The organism is Nonomuraea sp. WAC 01424 (genome assembly GCF_003947315.1).
In the GTDB taxonomy this organism is placed as follows: Bacteria; Actinomycetota; Actinomycetes; order Streptosporangiales; family Streptosporangiaceae; genus Nonomuraea; species Nonomuraea spiralis.
Map to the genome: position 1 here is coordinate 738437 of NZ_QHHZ01000002.1, position 14997 is coordinate 753433.

Annotated in this window: 17 protein-coding genes; 8 read left to right on the top strand and 9 right to left on the bottom strand. The window is 70.7% G+C overall.

The genetic code is table 11. The features are described 5' to 3' along the window. Complete coding sequence (locus tag DMB42_RS08730; RefSeq protein WP_125632364.1) at positions 1–957, top strand: MoxR family ATPase; 957 nt, start codon at positions 1–3, stop codon at positions 955–957. A gap of 43 nt (positions 958–1000) precedes the next feature. Then, on the top strand, positions 1001–2374 hold the full coding sequence (locus DMB42_RS08735; protein ID WP_125632366.1) for a DUF58 domain-containing protein: 1374 nt from the start codon (positions 1001–1003) through the stop codon (positions 2372–2374). Here the strand turns inward: DMB42_RS08735 and DMB42_RS08740 are convergent. Next, positions 2371–3363, bottom strand: a complete 993-nt coding sequence (locus DMB42_RS08740) for a stage II sporulation protein M (RefSeq protein WP_125632368.1) — start codon at positions 3361–3363, stop codon at positions 2371–2373. The two genes, DMB42_RS08735 and DMB42_RS08740, sit on opposite strands and share 4 nt — an antisense overlap. Positions 3364–3414: 51 nt before the next feature. Here DMB42_RS08740 and DMB42_RS08745 point away from each other — a divergent pair, with 51 nt between their 5' ends. Further along, positions 3415–4371 (top strand): RDD family protein, encoded by a 957-nt coding sequence (locus tag DMB42_RS08745; protein WP_185844530.1) that lies wholly within the window; start codon positions 3415–3417, stop codon positions 4369–4371. Between the two features lie 15 nt (positions 4372–4386). Here the strand turns inward: DMB42_RS08745 and DMB42_RS08750 are convergent, their stop codons facing one another. Beyond that, on the bottom strand, positions 4387–5793 hold the full coding sequence (locus tag DMB42_RS08750; protein ID WP_185844531.1) for an LVIVD repeat-containing protein: 1407 nt from the start codon (positions 5791–5793) through the stop codon (positions 4387–4389). Between the two features lie 168 nt (positions 5794–5961). Here DMB42_RS08750 and DMB42_RS08755 point away from each other — a divergent pair, with 168 nt between their 5' ends. Continuing rightward, the gene (locus DMB42_RS08755) at positions 5962–6594 is read left to right on the top strand and encodes a DUF305 domain-containing protein (RefSeq protein WP_125632370.1); all 633 of its coding nucleotides are present in this window, start codon (positions 5962–5964) and stop codon (positions 6592–6594) included. A gap of 10 nt (positions 6595–6604) precedes the next feature. Here the strand turns inward: DMB42_RS08755 and DMB42_RS08760 are convergent, their stop codons facing one another. After that, positions 6605–7840: an adenosylhomocysteinase gene (locus DMB42_RS08760; protein WP_125632372.1), complete on the bottom strand. Its 1236-nt coding sequence runs from the start codon at positions 7838–7840 to the stop codon at positions 6605–6607. 68 nt (positions 7841–7908) lie between these two features. Next, positions 7909–9336, bottom strand: coding sequence for an adenosylhomocysteinase (ahcY, locus tag DMB42_RS08765; RefSeq protein WP_125632374.1), 1428 nt, complete (start codon positions 9334–9336; stop codon positions 7909–7911). A 102-nt stretch (positions 9337–9438) separates the two neighbouring features. Here ahcY and DMB42_RS08770 point away from each other — a divergent pair, with 102 nt between their 5' ends. Then, positions 9439–9774, top strand: a complete 336-nt coding sequence (locus tag DMB42_RS08770) for a MerR family DNA-binding transcriptional regulator (RefSeq protein WP_125632376.1) — start codon at positions 9439–9441, stop codon at positions 9772–9774. A 4-nt stretch (positions 9775–9778) separates the two neighbouring features. Here DMB42_RS08770 and DMB42_RS08775 read toward each other — a convergent pair whose 3' ends face one another. From DMB42_RS08775 to DMB42_RS08795, 5 genes are read right to left on the bottom strand one after another with little or no spacing between them, the layout of a single operon-like run. Next, positions 9779–10705, bottom strand: coding sequence for a cation diffusion facilitator family transporter (locus tag DMB42_RS08775; RefSeq protein WP_125632378.1), 927 nt, complete (start codon positions 10703–10705; stop codon positions 9779–9781). Between the two features lie 49 nt (positions 10706–10754). After that, complete coding sequence (locus DMB42_RS08780; protein WP_125632380.1) at positions 10755–11861, bottom strand: SIS domain-containing protein; 1107 nt, start codon at positions 11859–11861, stop codon at positions 10755–10757. Continuing rightward, positions 11858–12025, bottom strand: coding sequence for a Trm112 family protein (locus DMB42_RS08785; protein WP_125632382.1), 168 nt, complete (start codon positions 12023–12025; stop codon positions 11858–11860). The genes DMB42_RS08780 and DMB42_RS08785 overlap by 4 nt, the downstream gene beginning before the upstream one ends. Further along, positions 12022–13371 (bottom strand): phosphomannomutase/phosphoglucomutase, encoded by a 1350-nt coding sequence (locus DMB42_RS08790; RefSeq protein WP_125632384.1) that lies wholly within the window; start codon positions 13369–13371, stop codon positions 12022–12024. Before DMB42_RS08790 ends, DMB42_RS08785 begins: the two co-directional genes overlap by 4 nt. Before the next feature lie 42 nt (positions 13372–13413). Next, complete coding sequence (locus tag DMB42_RS08795; protein WP_125632386.1) at positions 13414–13782, bottom strand: DUF3499 domain-containing protein; 369 nt, start codon at positions 13780–13782, stop codon at positions 13414–13416. A 207-nt stretch (positions 13783–13989) separates the two neighbouring features. On the opposite strand from DMB42_RS08795, the gene DMB42_RS08800 reads away from it, so the two are divergent. The 3 genes from DMB42_RS08800 (at position 13990) to DMB42_RS08805 (ending at position 14997) form a co-directional block, all read left to right on the top strand. Continuing rightward, on the top strand, positions 13990–14328 hold the full coding sequence (locus DMB42_RS08800; protein ID WP_125632388.1) for a helix-turn-helix transcriptional regulator: 339 nt from the start codon (positions 13990–13992) through the stop codon (positions 14326–14328). Further along, complete coding sequence (locus DMB42_RS53050) at positions 14325–14483, top strand: hypothetical protein (protein ID WP_185844532.1); 159 nt, start codon at positions 14325–14327, stop codon at positions 14481–14483. The genes DMB42_RS08800 and DMB42_RS53050 overlap by 4 nt, the downstream gene beginning before the upstream one ends. Positions 14484–14637: 154 nt before the next feature. Then, the gene (locus DMB42_RS08805) at positions 14638–14997 is read left to right on the top strand and encodes a metallopeptidase family protein (protein ID WP_221762053.1); all 360 of its coding nucleotides are present in this window, start codon (positions 14638–14640) and stop codon (positions 14995–14997) included.

Consider the following 14997-nt stretch of genomic DNA (forward strand, 5'->3'; position numbering starts at 1 on the left):
GTGGCCCCGTCGGGCGAGGCGGCCAGGGAGGCGCTCGCCGCGCTGCGCGCCGAGGTGTCCAAGGCCGTGGTCGGCCAGGACGCCGTGGTGACGGGGCTCGTCATCGCTCTGCTGTGCCGGGGGCACGTGCTGCTCGAAGGCGTGCCGGGCGTGGCCAAGACGCTGATGGTCCGCACGCTCTCCGCGGCGTTGTCGCTCGACTTCAAGCGTGTGCAGTTCACGCCCGACCTGATGCCGGGCGACGTGACCGGCTCGCTGATCTACGACGCGAAGACGGCCGAGTTCGAGTTCAGGGAGGGGCCCGTCTTCACGAACCTGCTGCTCGCCGACGAGATCAACCGCACTCCGCCCAAGACGCAGGCGGCGCTGCTTGAGGCCATGGAGGAGCGGCAGGTGAGCGTGGAGGGCGTGGCCCGCCCGCTGCCCGACCCGTTCGTGGTGTGCGCGACCCAGAACCCGGTCGAGTACGAAGGCACCTACCAGCTCCCCGAGGCCCAGCTCGACCGGTTCCTGCTCAAGCTGACCGTGCCGCTGCCGCCGCGCGACCAGGAGATCTCGGTGCTCGAACGGCACGCGCGCGGCTTCGACCCGCGCGACCTGTCCGACGTCAAGCCCGTGGCCACGGCCGAGGACCTGGCGGCCGGCCGCGAGGCCGTCTCCCAGGTGCACGTTGCCCCCGAGGTGCTCGGCTACATCGTCGACGTGGCCCGCGCGACCAGGAGCTCGGCCTCGCTCCAGCTCGGCGTCTCGCCGCGTGGCGCGACGGCGCTGCTGGCGGCCTCCAGGGCGTGGGCGTGGTTGTCCGGGCGGCCCTACGTGACGCCCGACGACGTCAAGGCGCTGGCCAGGCCCGCGCTGCGGCACCGCGTCCAGCTCCGGCCCGAGGCCGAGCTGGAGGGCGCGACCTCCGACGGCCTGCTCGACGGCATCCTGGCCTCGGTCCCGGTCCCGCGCTGATGGCCCGCTCCGACGGACACGACAGGCACGTGGCGGTGCGCCGATGGCTCTGACCGGACGCGCCGGGCTGCTCGCCGCGGCCGGGATCGTGGTGGTGCTGCTCGCCCCCCAGCCCGGCGCCGCGCTGGCGGGGGTCTGCCTGCTGCTGGCCGCCGCGATCATCGTGGACCTGGTGTTCGCGGGCGCCGTACGGCCCCTGCGGCTCCACCGTTCGGGTGACACGCTCGTACGGCTGGGGCAGACGGCCACGGTGGAGCTGATCGTGGAGAACCCGGGACGCCGGCGGGTGCGCGGCCGGATCAGGGACGCCTGGCCGCCGTCGGCCGGGGCCGTTCCCCGGGTCGCCGCGCTCGACGTGCCGGCCGGTGAGCGGCGCAGGATCGTGGTCACGCTCAACCCGACCAGGCGCGGCGACCGGTCGTCGGTGGCGGTGACCGTGCGCTCGGTCGGTCCGCTCGGCCTGGCCGCCCGCCAGGGAAGCCACCGTTCGCCCTGGTCCGTACGCGTCCTGCCGCCGTTCCTGTCCCGCAAGCACCTGCCCTCCAGGCTGGCCCGGCTGCGCGAGCTCGACGGCCGGCACCCGGCCCTGGTACGCGGCCAGGGCACCGAGTTCGACTCCCTGCGCGAGTACGTGGTCGGCGACGACGTACGGTCCATCGACTGGCGGGCCACGGCGCGCCGCAACGACGTCGTGGTGCGTACGTGGCGGCCCGAGCGCGACCGGCGCGTGCTGATCGTGCTCGACACCGGCCGCACGTCGGCGGGCCGGGTGGGCGACGCGCCGGTCCCCCTGGCCGGGGCCGCCGCCCAGGGCCCGGGCCTGCTGGTACGTCCCGACCCGCGCCCGGCGCCCGGCTGGCCGCGCCTCGACTGGTCGATGGACGCGGCGCTGCTGCTGGCCGCGCTCGCCGGCCGGGCCGGGGACCAGGTCGACTTCCTGGCCTACGACCGCGCGGTGCGCGCGTGGGTGAGCGGCGCGTCCCGTACCGAGCTGCTGTCGTCGCTGGTCAACGTGATGGCGCCGATCGAGGCCGAGCTGGTCGAGGCCGACGGGCAGGGCATGGTGGCCGCCATCCTGTCCCGTGCCAAGCGGCGCTGCCTGGTCGTGCTGCTCACCGATCTCAACGCGGCGGCGCTGGACGAGGGTCTGATGCCGGTGCTGACCCAGCTCTCCTCAAGGCACCTGGTGCTGGTCGCGGGCGTGTCCGACCCGCGGGTGGCGGCCATGGCGGCCAGGCGTGGCACCACCGAGGAGGTCTACGACGCGGCCGCGGCCGAGCAGGCCCAGCTCGCGCGCAGGCGGATCACGGCCCGGCTGCGCCGGCACGGCGTCGAGGTCGTGGACGCGCCGCCCGAGGACATCGCCCCGGCGCTGGCGGACGCCTACCTGGCGCTGAAGGCCGCGGGCCGGCTCTAGGCCGTGGGGGCGACGTCGGGCGCGCGTTCGACGTCGCCGGTCTCGTTCTCGCGCAGGGCCCGGCGGCCGAAGACGATCACGTACGCCAGGAAGGCCGCCTCGGCGAGCACCCCGATGCCCACCCGCACGGCCGTCGGCAACCCGGACGGCGTCACGAACGCCTCGAGCAGGCCCGACACGAACAGCACCACGACCAGCCCGAGCGCCACGCTCATGACCGCCCTGCCCTGCTCGGCCAGCGCCTCCAGCCGCCTGCGCGGCCCAGGGTCGATCACCGTCCAGCCCAGGCGCATGCCGACGGCCGCCGCCAGGAAGACGCCGGTCAGCTCCAGCAGGCCGTGCGGCGTGATCAGGCCGAAGAAGATGTCGAGCTTGTCCCTGGAGGCCATCAGCCCGGCCGATACGCCGACGTTCTCGGCGTTGCTGTAAAGGACGAACGGGATCGGGATGCCGAGCAGAATGGCGTAGATGATGACCTGCGCGGACACCCAGGCGTTGTTGGTCCACACGCGACCGGCGAAGGAGGCGGCGGGATTCTCGGAGTAGTAGTCGGCGAAGTCGTGGTTGACGAGCTGGCTGATCTCGTCGGGCGAGGCGATCGACGCCTGTACGTCGGGACTGCCCGCCACCCACGCCCCCAGCACCCACGCGACCGCGACGCTCGCCAGCGCCGTGGCCAGCCACCACCACCGCGCCCGGTAGGCCACGACGGGGAAGGTGACGGTGAAGAACCTGGTCAGCTCCCGCCAGGCGGGCGTGTGCGCGCCGGTCACGGCCGACCTGGCCCTGGCCACCAGGGCCGACAGCCGTCCGACCAGCATCGCGTCGCGGGACGAGGAGCGCACGATGGACAGATGCGTGGACACCCGCTGATAGAGGTCGACCAGTTCGTCCACTTCCGCGCCGGTCAGCTTGGAGCGGTTCTTGACCAGGTGGTCGAGCCGGTCCCAGACGGGGCGGTGTGCTGTGACGAACGCATCGATGTCCACCCGACCATTGTGGCCGCTCGATCAGTGCGGCATTGCCGTTAGGCTCCACATATGTCAGAGGTTGTGACCGGGGACGCCGTCGTCGTCGAGGTGCGGGTGGCCCAGATGCCCTCGCGCGCGGTGGCGATCGTCATCGACATGGCGGTGCAGGTCATCGTACTGATCGGCGCGTACATGCTCTTGGGCGCGTTCGCGGTCGTCACGGACGACGCCATGTTCGGCGCGGTCATGATCGTGCTGCTGGTGCTGGTGATGATCGGCTATCCCGTGCTCTTCGAGACCCTCACCCGGGGGCGCAGCCTCGGCAAGCTGGCGCTCGGGCTGCGGGTGGTGGCCGACGACGGCAGCCCCGAACGGTTCAGGCAGGCGCTGTTCCGCGGGCTGGCCGGGCTGGTGGAGTTCTGGATGTTCTCCGGGGCGCCCGCGCTGATCTCCTCGCTGGTCTCGCAGCAGGGCAAGCGGCTCGGCGACATCTTCGCGGGGACCATCGTGATCTCCGACCGGGCGCCGCGCGAGAGCGGGCAGGTCATCCTGATGCCGCCGCCGCTGGCGAACTGGGCCGCCACTCTGGAGCTCTCCCAGCTTCCCGACGAGGTGGCGCAGGCCGCCCGGCAGTACCTGATGCGCTGGCACGACCTCGCGCCGCAGGTCCAGCACGAGATGGGGATGCGCATCGCGGCGCAGACGGCGGCCTTCGTGTCGCCGGCCGCGCCCTCGGGGGTGCCGCCGCACGCCTATCTCAGCGCGGTGCTGGCCGAGCGCCGCCGCCGGGAGGAGGCCCGGTTCGCGCAACGCGCCGCCGCCGCCCTCGGAACCACCCCGGCACGTCCCACGCCGTACGCGCAGCCGCCCTATGCGCAGCAACCGCCGTATTCGCAGCAACCGTCCTTTCCGCAGCAGCCGCCGTACGCTCCGCAGCAGGCGCCTTATCCGCCGCCGCAGGAGCAGCGGGGGCCCGCGCCGGAGCCGCCGAGGGCGACTCCGGGCGGGTTCGCGCCGCCGCAGTGAGCCGGCGGCGTTCGATCAGTTGCCGCCGGGGACGCCGCGCCCGTGCTCGGGGTACGAGCCCTGGGTCTGCGCGTTCAGCAGGCCCATCTTGACGCTGTTGGCCTGGTTCGTCCGCGGGTCGTTGAGCTTCAGCACGTCCAGGCCCAGGTTGAAGTCAGAGCCGTAGATGTAGCCGTTGTAGTAGTACGCCGACCAGAAGCCGCCGTCGAGCGGCGGGGCGGTCTCGTCCGGCCCGCGTTCGAAGAAGGCGATCTCCTTCGGGTTGGCGGAGTCGGTGAAGTCCACCACCGAGATGCCGCCCTGGTACCACGCCTGGACCATGACGTCACGGCCCTTGACCGGGATCAGCGAGCCGTTGTGGGCGACGCAGTTCTCGGTGTCGGCCTGGTGCCTGGCGATCTTGAAGTAGCCCTTGAACACCAGCTGCCCGCCGGCGATGTCGTAGTAGGCGTTGGCGCCCTTGTTCGGCCCGATGGCCGCGTTGCAGGTGGCCCTGCTGCCGCCGCCCAGCTCGTCGGTGAAGACGACCTTCGTGCCCTCGTTGTTGAACGTGGCCGAGTGCCAGAACGCGAAGTTCACGTCATCGCGTACCTGCGCGGTGACCTTGGGCTGCTCGGGGTTGGAGATGTCGAGCAGGATGCCCTCGCCCATGCAGGCTCCGGCGGCGATGCCCTTCTCGGGGTAGGCGGTGATGTCGTGGCAGCCGGTCGTGGCCGACTTGCCGTTCGGGTACGGCAGCGGCAGGCCGGGGTTGCCGCCGTCGGGGAACAGGTTCGGCGTCGCGATGACGGCCGCCGAGGTCGGGTCGGCCAGCGGCACCTTGATGATCGAGATCAGGTCGTGCGGCGGCCGGCAGTCGGGGTAGTTGGCGTTGGGGCCGTAGGAGGAGACGTAGATGTAGACGTTCTTGCCGGCCTTGTCGGGCACGAGCGTGTTCGTGTGCGAGCCGCAGTTCGTCTCGACCGACTTGATGTACTTCGGGTTGGACTTGTCGCTCACGTCGAAGATGCGCATGCCCTCCCAGGACTCCTTGACGGAGGCGCTCTGGCCGGTGCTGCTGCACGAGTCGTTGTTGCGCGAGGAGTCGACGGACCCGAACAGCAGGTTGCCGTAGACGGACATGTCCATCTGGCCGCCCGGGCACACGACCGAGCTCACGAGGGAGGTCTTCTTCGGGTTCTTGATGTCGTAGACCGAGAAGCCGTAGTAGTTGCCGACGAAGGCGTAGTCGCCCTGGAAGGCCATGTCCGTGTGGATGTCGGACAGCGCTTCGGGCTTGGGCACGTTCGTCACGTGCGTGATGTTGGAGCTCATGACGATCTCGCCGGGAGCAGGGATGTCCGCAGCCTGGGCGGGCACCGTGGCACCCGCCGCCGCCACGAGGGCGGTGATCAGGATGAGGGCTCTACGGGGGGTGAACACTCCGTGGTCCTCCTATAAAGGGGGCATAAATCTCCGCCATCGTCGCTCACGTCCCGCGAACTGGCCAGCGTCCAATCTGTCAAATCTTGTTCCGTTTCGCCCTCTTTCGCTTGGCACGTTCATGCCCTAGAGTCCGCATTCTCGACCCAGAGCCAGTCAGGAGGCTGAGTGCGCGCCGCGCTCATCGTCATCGCGGGCACGCTGATTGCCCTGTCCGGCTGCTCCTCCGGCGCGTCCACCGCGCCGCGCGCGGACTCCACCGCCCCGGTGCTCGTCCCGGGCCGTCCGGGCGAGCAGGCCAGGACGCTGCCCCCCGGAGAGGCGGCCACCGCCGTCCCCGCGCCCACGGCCAACGCCGCCGACATCACGTACGTCCAGGACATGGTCCTCCACCACCGGCAGGCCCTCGACATGGCGATCCTGGCCCCCACCAGGGCCGACTCGACCAAGCTCAAGAGCCTCGCCGACCGGATCAAGGCGGCCCAGGGCCCGGAGATCCAGTTCATGTCCACCTGGCTCACGCAGCAGGGCCAGAAGGTGCCCGACCACCACGCGGCGCACGGCGACATGCCGGGCATGGCCACGCCGGAGCAGATGGCGGCTCTGAAGGCGGCCAAGGGCAAGGACTTCGACCGGCTGTTCCTGGAGCTGATGATCAAACATCACCTGGGCGCGCTCGAAATGTCGGAGAAGGTGCTGACCGACGGCTCGCACATCAAGATCGAGGAACTGGCCACGGACGTCAGCGTCACCCAGACGGCCGAGATCCGCCGTATGCAGGAGATGCAGGCGGCGCTCTAGGAACCCCGGCTCAGGAGCCCACGCGCCAGGAGTGCAGGTAGTCCTCCTGGTCGGGGGTCAGCGTGTCGATGCCGATGCCGGCGGCGGCCAGCTTGAGCTTGGCCACCTCGTGGTCGATCTCCTCCGGCACGTCGTACACGCCGGGTACGAGCTCGGCCCGCTGCCCGGCCAGCCAGGCCACGGCCAGGGCCTGCGCGGAGAACGACATGTCCATGACGGCCGCGGGATGGCCCTCGGCGGCGGTCAGGTTGACCAGGCGGCCCTCGGCCAGCAGCAGCAGGCGGTTGCCGTCGGGCATGACGTACTCGTCGGTGTTGGGGCGCACCCCGCGGTGCACCTCGTGCGCCATCTCGTCCAGGGCGCGTACGTCGATCTCCACGTCGAAGTGGCCGGCGTTGGCCAGGATCGCGCCGTCCTTCATGACGGACAGGTGCTCGGCCCTGATGACGTCCCGGTTGCCCGTCACGGTGACGAACAGGTCGCCGATCATCGCCGCCTGGGCCATCGGGCGCACCTCGTAGCCCTGGAGGGTGGCGTCGAGCGCCTTGACGGCGTCGATCTCGGTGACGACGACCCGCGCGCCGAGCCCCTTGGCCCGCTCGGCCACCCCGCGCCCGCAGAACCCGAACCCGGCCACCACCACGGTACGGCCGGCCAGCATGGTGTTGGTCGCCCGCATGATCCCGTCGAGCGTGGACTGCCCGGTGCCGTACCGGTTGTCGAACATGCGCTTGGTACGGGTGTCGTTGACGGCCACGACCGGGAACCGCAACGCCTGCTCGGCCGCCATCTGCCGCAGCCGGATGATGCCGGTCGTGGTCTCCTCGCACCCGCCGCTCACGCCGTCGAGCAGGTCGGTGCGCTCGGTGTGCAGGATGTTCACCAGGTCGCAGCCGTCGTCGAGCACGAGGTCGGGCCCGAGGTCGAGGGCCTGGTGGATGTGCAGGTAGTAGGTGGCGCGATCGACCCCGGCACGGGCGTGCACGGCGATCCCGTACGCGCGCAGCGCCTCGGCCACGTCGTCCTGGGTGGACAGCGGATTGGAGGCGGCCAGCGCGATCTCGGCGCCGCCCGCCTTCAGCGCGCCCATGAGCACGGCGGTCTCGGCGGTGACGTGCAGGCAGGCCGCGATCTTCAGCCCGTCGAGCGGCCGTTCGAGCGCGAACCGCTCACCGATGGCCGTCAGCACCGGCATCGAGCGGGCGGCCCAGGAGATCTGCCGCTCGCCGCTTTCCCAGACATCCATGCCCAGCCCCTCGCGAAAAGAAAGCGGCTCCGGAAGGGGACCGACCCCTCCCGGAGCCACCCGGCGGATCAGTAGCGGTAGTGGTCGGACTTGTACGGGCCCTCGACGTGCACGCCGATGTAGGCCGCCTGCTCCTTGGTCAGCTCGGTGAGCTTGACGCCGAGCGCGTCGAGGTGCAGGCGGGCGACCTTCTCGTCGAGGTGCTTGGGCAGCGTGTAGACGCCGATCGGGTAGTCGGCCGTCTTGGTGAACAGCTCGATCTGCGCGATCACCTGGTTGGTGAAGGAGTTGGACATGACGAAGCTGGGGTGGCCGGTGGCGCAGCCCAGGTTCATCAGGCGGCCCTCGGCCAGCACGATGATCGAGTGGCCGTCGGCGAAGACCCACTCGTCGACCTGCGGCTTGATGTTGATCCGCTCGATGCCCGGCAGCTTGGCCAGGCCGGCCATGTCGATCTCGTTGTCGAAGTGGCCGATGTTGGAGACGATCGCCTGGTGCTTCATCTGCGCCATGTGCGCGGCGGTGATGATGTTGAAGTTGCCGGTGGTGGTCACGAAGATGTCGGCGATGCCGACGACCTCCTCCAGCGTGGTGACCTGGAAGCCGTCCATGGCCGCCTGGAGGGCGCAGATCGGGTCGATCTCGGTGACGATGACCCGGGCGCCCTGGCCACGCAGCGCGTCGGCGCAGCCCTTGCCGACGTCGCCGTAGCCGCAGACCACGGCGACCTTGCCGCCGATGAGCACGTCGGTGGCGCGGTTGAGGCCGTCGATGACGGAGTGGCGGCAACCGTACTTGTTGTCGAACTTGGACTTGGTGACCGAGTCGTTGACGTTGATCGCCGGGAAGAGGAGCTGGCCGTTCTTGTGCATCTCGTAGAGACGGTGCACGCCGGTGGTGGTCTCCTCGGTCACGCCCTTGATGCTCTCGGCGATGCGGGTCCAGCGCTTGTCCTCGCCGACCGTACGGGTGAGCAGGTCGATGATGACGTGCCACTCCTCCGGGTCGTCGGCGCCGGCAGCGGGCACGGCGCCGGCCTTCTCGTACTCGGCGCCCTTGTGCACGAGGAGCGTGGCGTCGCCGCCGTCGTCGAGGATCATGTTGGGGGCGTCACCGCCGGGCCAGGTGAGGGCCTGCTCGGTGCACCACCAGTACTCCTCCAGCGTCTCGCCCTTCCAGGCGAAGACCGGGACGCCCTTCGGGTCCTCCTCGGTGCCGTGGGGGCCCACGACGACCGCGGCGGCGGCGTGGTCCTGGGTGGAGAAGATGTTGCAGCTCACCCAGCGGACCTCGGCGCCGAGCGCGACCAGCGTCTCGATGAGCACGGCCGTCTGGATCGTCATGTGCAGGGAGCCCATGATCTTCGCGCCGCGGAGGGGCTGGGAGGCCGCGTATTCCTTGCGCATCGCCATGAGACCGGGCATCTCGTGCTCGGCGAGCCGGATTTCCTTACGGCCGAAGTCGGCAAGTGAAAGGTCGGCGACCTTGAAGTCCATCGGGATTCCCCTCGCGTCACGAATGGTGTCGCGGACGAGTTTAGGCGTCGCTCGGGCAGCCTCGCATCTCCGAGACAGCGAAACTGACGTAAGAATGTAAGGATGCGCATCACGGAAGCAGCCAAGCGGCTCGGCATGTCCCCACGAATGCTCCGATATCGGGAGGCTCTGGGCCTGCTGCCACCGGTCAGAGAGCGCGGCGCGCACCGCAGATTCGGCCCGGAGGAGCTGGCCGCCGTGGCGCAGGGGGTGGAGCTGGAGAAACAGTTCGACGTCTCGCCCGCCGAGCTGGCCTTCGCGCTGCGGGTGCTGAGCGAGCCGCCGGCCGCCGCCGCCGTGCGCGACCTGGGTGTGCGGATCGGCCGCATCCAGGTGCCGCGCAGGGCGCTCGACTTCGAGAAGGAGAAGGCCCTGAGGCTGCTGCGGCCCCGGGGCTGAACGGTCAGGCGTTCGTCGTCCGCAGCCGGTCGAGGTCGGGCTCCAGGTAGATCACCCGCGCGATCGGCACGGCGTCGCGGATGCGCCGCTCGGCCTCGTCGATGCCGCGGGCCGCGTCGCTGGCCGTGTCGTCGTGCTCGACCGCGATCTTGGCGGCGACCAGCAGCTCCTCGGGGCCGAGGTGCAGCGTACGCATGTGGATGATCCTGGCCACCTCGGGCGCGCTCTCCATCGCGGCCCGGATCTGCTCCTCGACCTCGGGCGAGGCGCCCTCACCGAGCAGCAGCGACTTGGTCTCGACGGCCAGCACGACCGCGATGATCGCCAGCAGTACGCCGATCATGAGGGTGCCGATGCCGTCCCAGACGCCGTCGCCGGTGACGACGGCCATCGTCACGCCGAACAGCGCGAAGATCAGGCCGAGCAGCGCGCCCAGGTCCTCCAGCAGGATGACCGGCAGCTCGGGCGACTTCGACCGGCGGATGAACGCGACCCACGACTGCCTGCCGCGCAGCGGGTTGGACTCCTTGACCGCCGTACGGAACGAGAAACCCTCGGCGATGATCGCGAAGATCAGCACCGCGAACGCCCAGATCGGCGACTCGACCTCCGTCGGCTGGGAGATCTTGTGCCAGCCCTCGTAGAGCGAGAAGACCGCGCCGATGGTGAACAGCACGACGGCGACCACGAACGCGTAGAAGTAACGTTCGCGCCCGTAGCCGAAGGGATGGGTCTTGTCGCTGGCCCGCTTCGCGCGTTTGCCGCCCAGCAGCAGCAGGAGCTGGTTGCCCGAGTCGGCGACGGAGTGGATGCCCTCGGCGAGCATGGAGGACGACCCGGTGAAGAACGCCGCCACGAATTTCGCCACCGCGATCGCCAGGTTGGCGCTCAGCGCCGCAATGATTGCCTTCGTGCCGCCACTCGCGCTCACCGGTCGTCTCCGCTCATAAGATCACCTACAAAGACCTGGGAATGGGATCCTATTGGGAAACCCTGGTCCTAAGCTCAGTGATCGTGGCCACAGGCGTCGGATCGACGTCGTAGCCGAGGGCCAGGTAGGTGCCGGCGTAGTCGGCCAGGCCGATGAGCGTGGCCAGCCGTTCGAGCGGATGCACGCCCTCCGCCGTCAGCTCGCTGACCGGCACGTCGCGGTCGGTCGCCAGTCGCAGCGCCGTCTCGCGCTGCCGCGTGACCTGCGGGTGCTCCTCGACGTCGCGCAGCATGACGAGCCTGAGCGTCGGCCCGGCCTCGTCGGCGAAGATGTCGCGCTCGGCCAGCGGCCCCTCCAGCGCCGCCACCTGGTTGTGGCCGGCCTCGGGCAGCTCGCCGAAGATCGCCGGGTACTTGCCGCTCTCGTTGAGCTGGGAGGCCAGCCGGCGCGCGGCCGCGCACGCCACGGGCGATGATCCCCAGATCATCGGAATGCTCTCGGCCAGGTCAAGGGCGAGGGACTTGCCCGGATTGATGAAGGACTCGCTGGAGGGGCGGCACCGATGGGCGATGTCCTCCAGGATCGCGGCCACCCGTTCGAACACCTCGGGCCCGGCCGTGACCAGCCCGAGCGCGGAGGCGGCCGCGACCACCGGGATCGTCAGCAGCCAGAGGTTGGCCCTGGGCTGCCCCTCGGCCCGCACCGGTACGTGCAGCGCCGAAGCCTGCACGGCGACGGCCTCCAGCGGCGAGCCCGGCGGGCACACGGCCAGCAGCGCACACCCCCGCCGGACGGCCTGGACGGCGACGGAGACCGTCTCGTCCTCGTCGCCGGTGGCGGACACGGCGATGACCAGGTCGGTCGCGCCGACCCAGCCCGGGAGCTGGTAGGACCGCAGCGTCACGATCGGCGCCGGCACACCGTTGCCGCACACCGCGGCGAGGATGTCACCGGTCAGGCCCGCCGTGCCCATGCCCGCGACCACGACGGCCCGCGGGCGGCCCAGGCCGGCCAGCCGGTCGACGCCGGGCTCGACCGCGGCACGGTGGCCCGTGCGCACCTGGGCGGCCGAGGACGCGACCGCGAGCAGCATGCCGCCCGGATCGGCCTCGGCGAGATGTCGCTGGTCGTCGAGCCGCCTGGGCTCCCAGGTCACGGCTTTCTTGCCTCGTCGACCAGCAGGACGGGGATGTCATCGCGCACGGGGTAGATCAGACCGCAGTCCGTGCAGACCAGCTCCTCGGTCGCGGCCTCGGCGCGGAGGGGCGCCTTGCAGGCCGGGCAGGCCAGGATCTCCAGCAGCCAGTCGTCGATCTTCACAGTGACACCCTTCCCACGATGGCGAGGACCTCGTCCTTGATCGCCTTCATCTTGCTCTCGTCGGCCGCCTCGGCGTTCAGCCTGAGGAGCGGCTCGGTGTTGGACGCGCGCAGGTTGAACCACCAGTCGGGGCCGGTGATGGTCAGTCCGTCGAGCTCGTCGACCTCGCCCCGGCCCTCGAAGGCCGCGCGTACGAGGGACAGCGCCTCGCCCTGGTCGGCGACCGCGCTGTTGAGCTCGCCGGAGGCGTGGTAGCGGGAGTAGGCCGCCACCAGCTGCGACAGCGGGCGGTCCTGCTCGCCGAGTGCGGCCAGCACGTGCATCGCGGCGAGCATGCCCGAGTCGGCGAACCAGAAGTCGCGGAAGTAGTAGTGGGCCGAGTGCTCGCCGCCGAAGATCGCTCCGGTGCGGGCCATCTCCGCCTTGATGAAGGAGTGGCCGACGCGGGTACGCACGGGCGTGCCGCCGTGCTCGCGGACGATCTCGGGCACGCCGAGCGAGGTGATCACGTTGTGGATGATCGTGCTGCCGGGGTCTTTGGCCAGCTCGCGGGTGGCGACCAGCGCGGTGACGGCCGACGGCGAGACGGACGCGCCGCGCTCGTCGACCACCCAGCAGCGGTCGGCGTCGCCGTCGAAGGCGAGGCCCAGGTCGGCGCCGGTGTCGAGGACGGCCCGCTGCAGGTCGACGAGGTTCTGCGGCTCCAGCGGGTTGGCCTCGTGGTTGGGGAAGCTGCCGTCGAGCTCGAAGTAGAGCGGGACCAGCTCCAGCGGCAGGGCCTCGAACACGGCCGGGACCGTGTGGCCGCCCATGCCGTTGCCCGCGTCGACGACGACCTTGAGCGGCCGGATCGACGACAGGTCGACGAGCGCGCGCAGGTGGTGGGCGTAGCCGGACAGCAGGTCCTTCTCGATCAGCGACCCGGTCGGGGTGGCGGGGGCGCCGACCAGCTCGGCCGCGCGGTCGCGGATCTCGGTCAGCCCCGTGTCGCCGCCGATCGGCACCGCGCCGCCGCGGCACATCTTCATCCCGTTGTACTCGGCGGGGTTGTGGCTGGCGGTGAACATCACGCCGGGCAGGCCCAGGCTGCCGCTGGCGTAGTAGAGCAGGTCGGTGGAGCCGAGCCCGGCGAACACGACATCGGCCCCGCGCGAACGGGCGCCCCTCATGAACGCCTCGGCCAGCGGTACGGAGGACTCGCGCATGTCATGGGCGACGACGACGGAGACGGCTCCGGTCACCTCGACGAACGCCGCACCCACGGCCTCGGCGATCGGCTCGTCGAACTCGTCCGGGACCACCCCGCGAACGTCGTACGCTTTGAAGATCTTGGCGAGGTCGCCCACTCTCCAGCTCCGCCCCTAGGTCGTCTGTCGTGTGGAACGAGCCTACCGGTCGCGGTGCTGCTGGGCCGACCGGAGAACGCGCAGGTGGCCTCTGCGCCCGACCTCGACCCCTTGGCCGACCGGCTCGCCGCTGCCGGACGGATTGGGCCTGGCGGCCTCCCTGACCGCGTTGGCCAGCGCCTCCAGGTCGTCCGAGCTGGGTGAGTTGCCGTCGGTGGGGAGCCGGACGACCTCCCAGCCGCGGGGAGCGGTCAGCCGCTCGGCGTGTTCGGCGCACAGGTCATAACAGTGTGGCTCGGCGTACGTCGCCAGAGGGCCGAGAACTGCGGTCGAGTCGGCGTATACGTACGTGAGCGTGAAGACGGCAGGCTGGCTGCAAGCGGTGCGGGAACAGCGGCGGACGGGGCTCACGGAGGGACCGTATCTGGTAAGAGTGCGAGGCGCCACTATCTGGGCGCTCTTAACGAGCGTGTCGCCACAATTCGGACACCTGTCGCAGGCTTTCCGCCTACATGCACCGATGCGAGCGCCTGAGAGACAACACTGCCCCGTGACCGTTGACGCCACACCGGTGGGCCTGTACTTTCCATATCAGTTAATTAACCACCAAGGAAAGTGATGAGACGGGACGATCAGCTGAGCGCCACCTTCGCCGCCCTCGCGGACCCGACTCGGCGGGCGATCCTCGCCCGGCTGGCCGAGGGCGAGGCGACCGTCGGGGAGCTGGCCGAGCCGTTCGACCTCACGCTGCCCGCCGTCTCGAAGCACGTGAAGGTGCTGGCGCAGGCGGGGCTCGTGGAGCAGGGCCGGCAGGCGCAGTGGCGTCCCTGCCGGCTGCGGCCCGAGCCGCTGCGAGACGTGCTGACGTGGATGGAGCAGTACCGCGAGTTCCTCGGGCAGAGCCTCGACCGCCTCGACGACTACCTGCGGGGCCTACAGGAAGGTGAGCGAAAGTGACGCGACAGGACCTGGGCGGGCGGACGCGGCTGCGCTGGGAGGCCCGGTTCCCCTCGGCGGAGATCCTCGGCTTCGCGCTGGGCACGGGGATGACCAAGGGCGTGCTCGAACAGTTCGACCGGCTGGCGACACTGCTTCCCACCCTCCCTTCCTGACCGCGCCGCCCGGCCACGCCGACCCGGGACGGGGGTTCCGAGGGGCGGGGGCGGGTGCCCTTACACTTGGGCGGTGACTCCAAAGCGCGGTCCCAGACGGCGCGATCGCCACGGTCGTGGCCTGCGCGGCCCCCTCGCCCCCTCTCACGTCCCCATGGCCAGGTCCCGCAGCGAGCGCTTCGACGACCTCGTGCTCGACGCCGTCGACAGGCTCCGGCCGCGATGGGACAAACAGCTGTCCGCCGTGGAGTTCGCGGTCGAGGAGGTGCCGCCGCTCAACGAGCTGGGCGACGGCCCGAGCATGGGCACCGAGCCCATCCCGTTCGGCCGGGCCGACGCGGCCAGCGGCCAGTCACCCGCCGCCGTGGTGATCTACCGCCGTCCGCTGGAGGCCCGTGCCCGCGACCGCGACACCTTGGGCGCGATGGTGCACGACACGGTGGTCGAGCAGGTGGCCACCCTGCTGGGCCTCGCCCCCGAGACCGTCGACCCGGGCTACGACGACCGCCGCTGA

Coding starts and splice junctions, on each gene's coding strand:
- ahcY (WP_125632374.1), bottom strand. CDS start 9,336: ATGGACTTCAAGGTCGCCGACCTTTCACTTGCCGACTTCGGCCGTAAG.
- DMB42_RS08770 (WP_125632376.1), top strand. CDS start 9,439: ATGCGCATCACGGAAGCAGCCAAGCGGCTCGGCATGTCCCCACGAATG.
- DMB42_RS08745 (WP_185844530.1), top strand. CDS start 3,415: ATGTCAGAGGTTGTGACCGGGGACGCCGTCGTCGTCGAGGTGCGGGTG.
- DMB42_RS08760 (WP_125632372.1), bottom strand. CDS start 7,840: ATGGATGTCTGGGAAAGCGGCGAGCGGCAGATCTCCTGGGCCGCCCGC.
- DMB42_RS08805 (WP_221762053.1), top strand. CDS start 14,638: ATGGCCAGGTCCCGCAGCGAGCGCTTCGACGACCTCGTGCTCGACGCC.
- DMB42_RS08800 (WP_125632388.1), top strand. CDS start 13,990: ATGAGACGGGACGATCAGCTGAGCGCCACCTTCGCCGCCCTCGCGGAC.
- DMB42_RS08735 (WP_125632366.1), top strand. CDS start 1,001: ATGGCTCTGACCGGACGCGCCGGGCTGCTCGCCGCGGCCGGGATCGTG.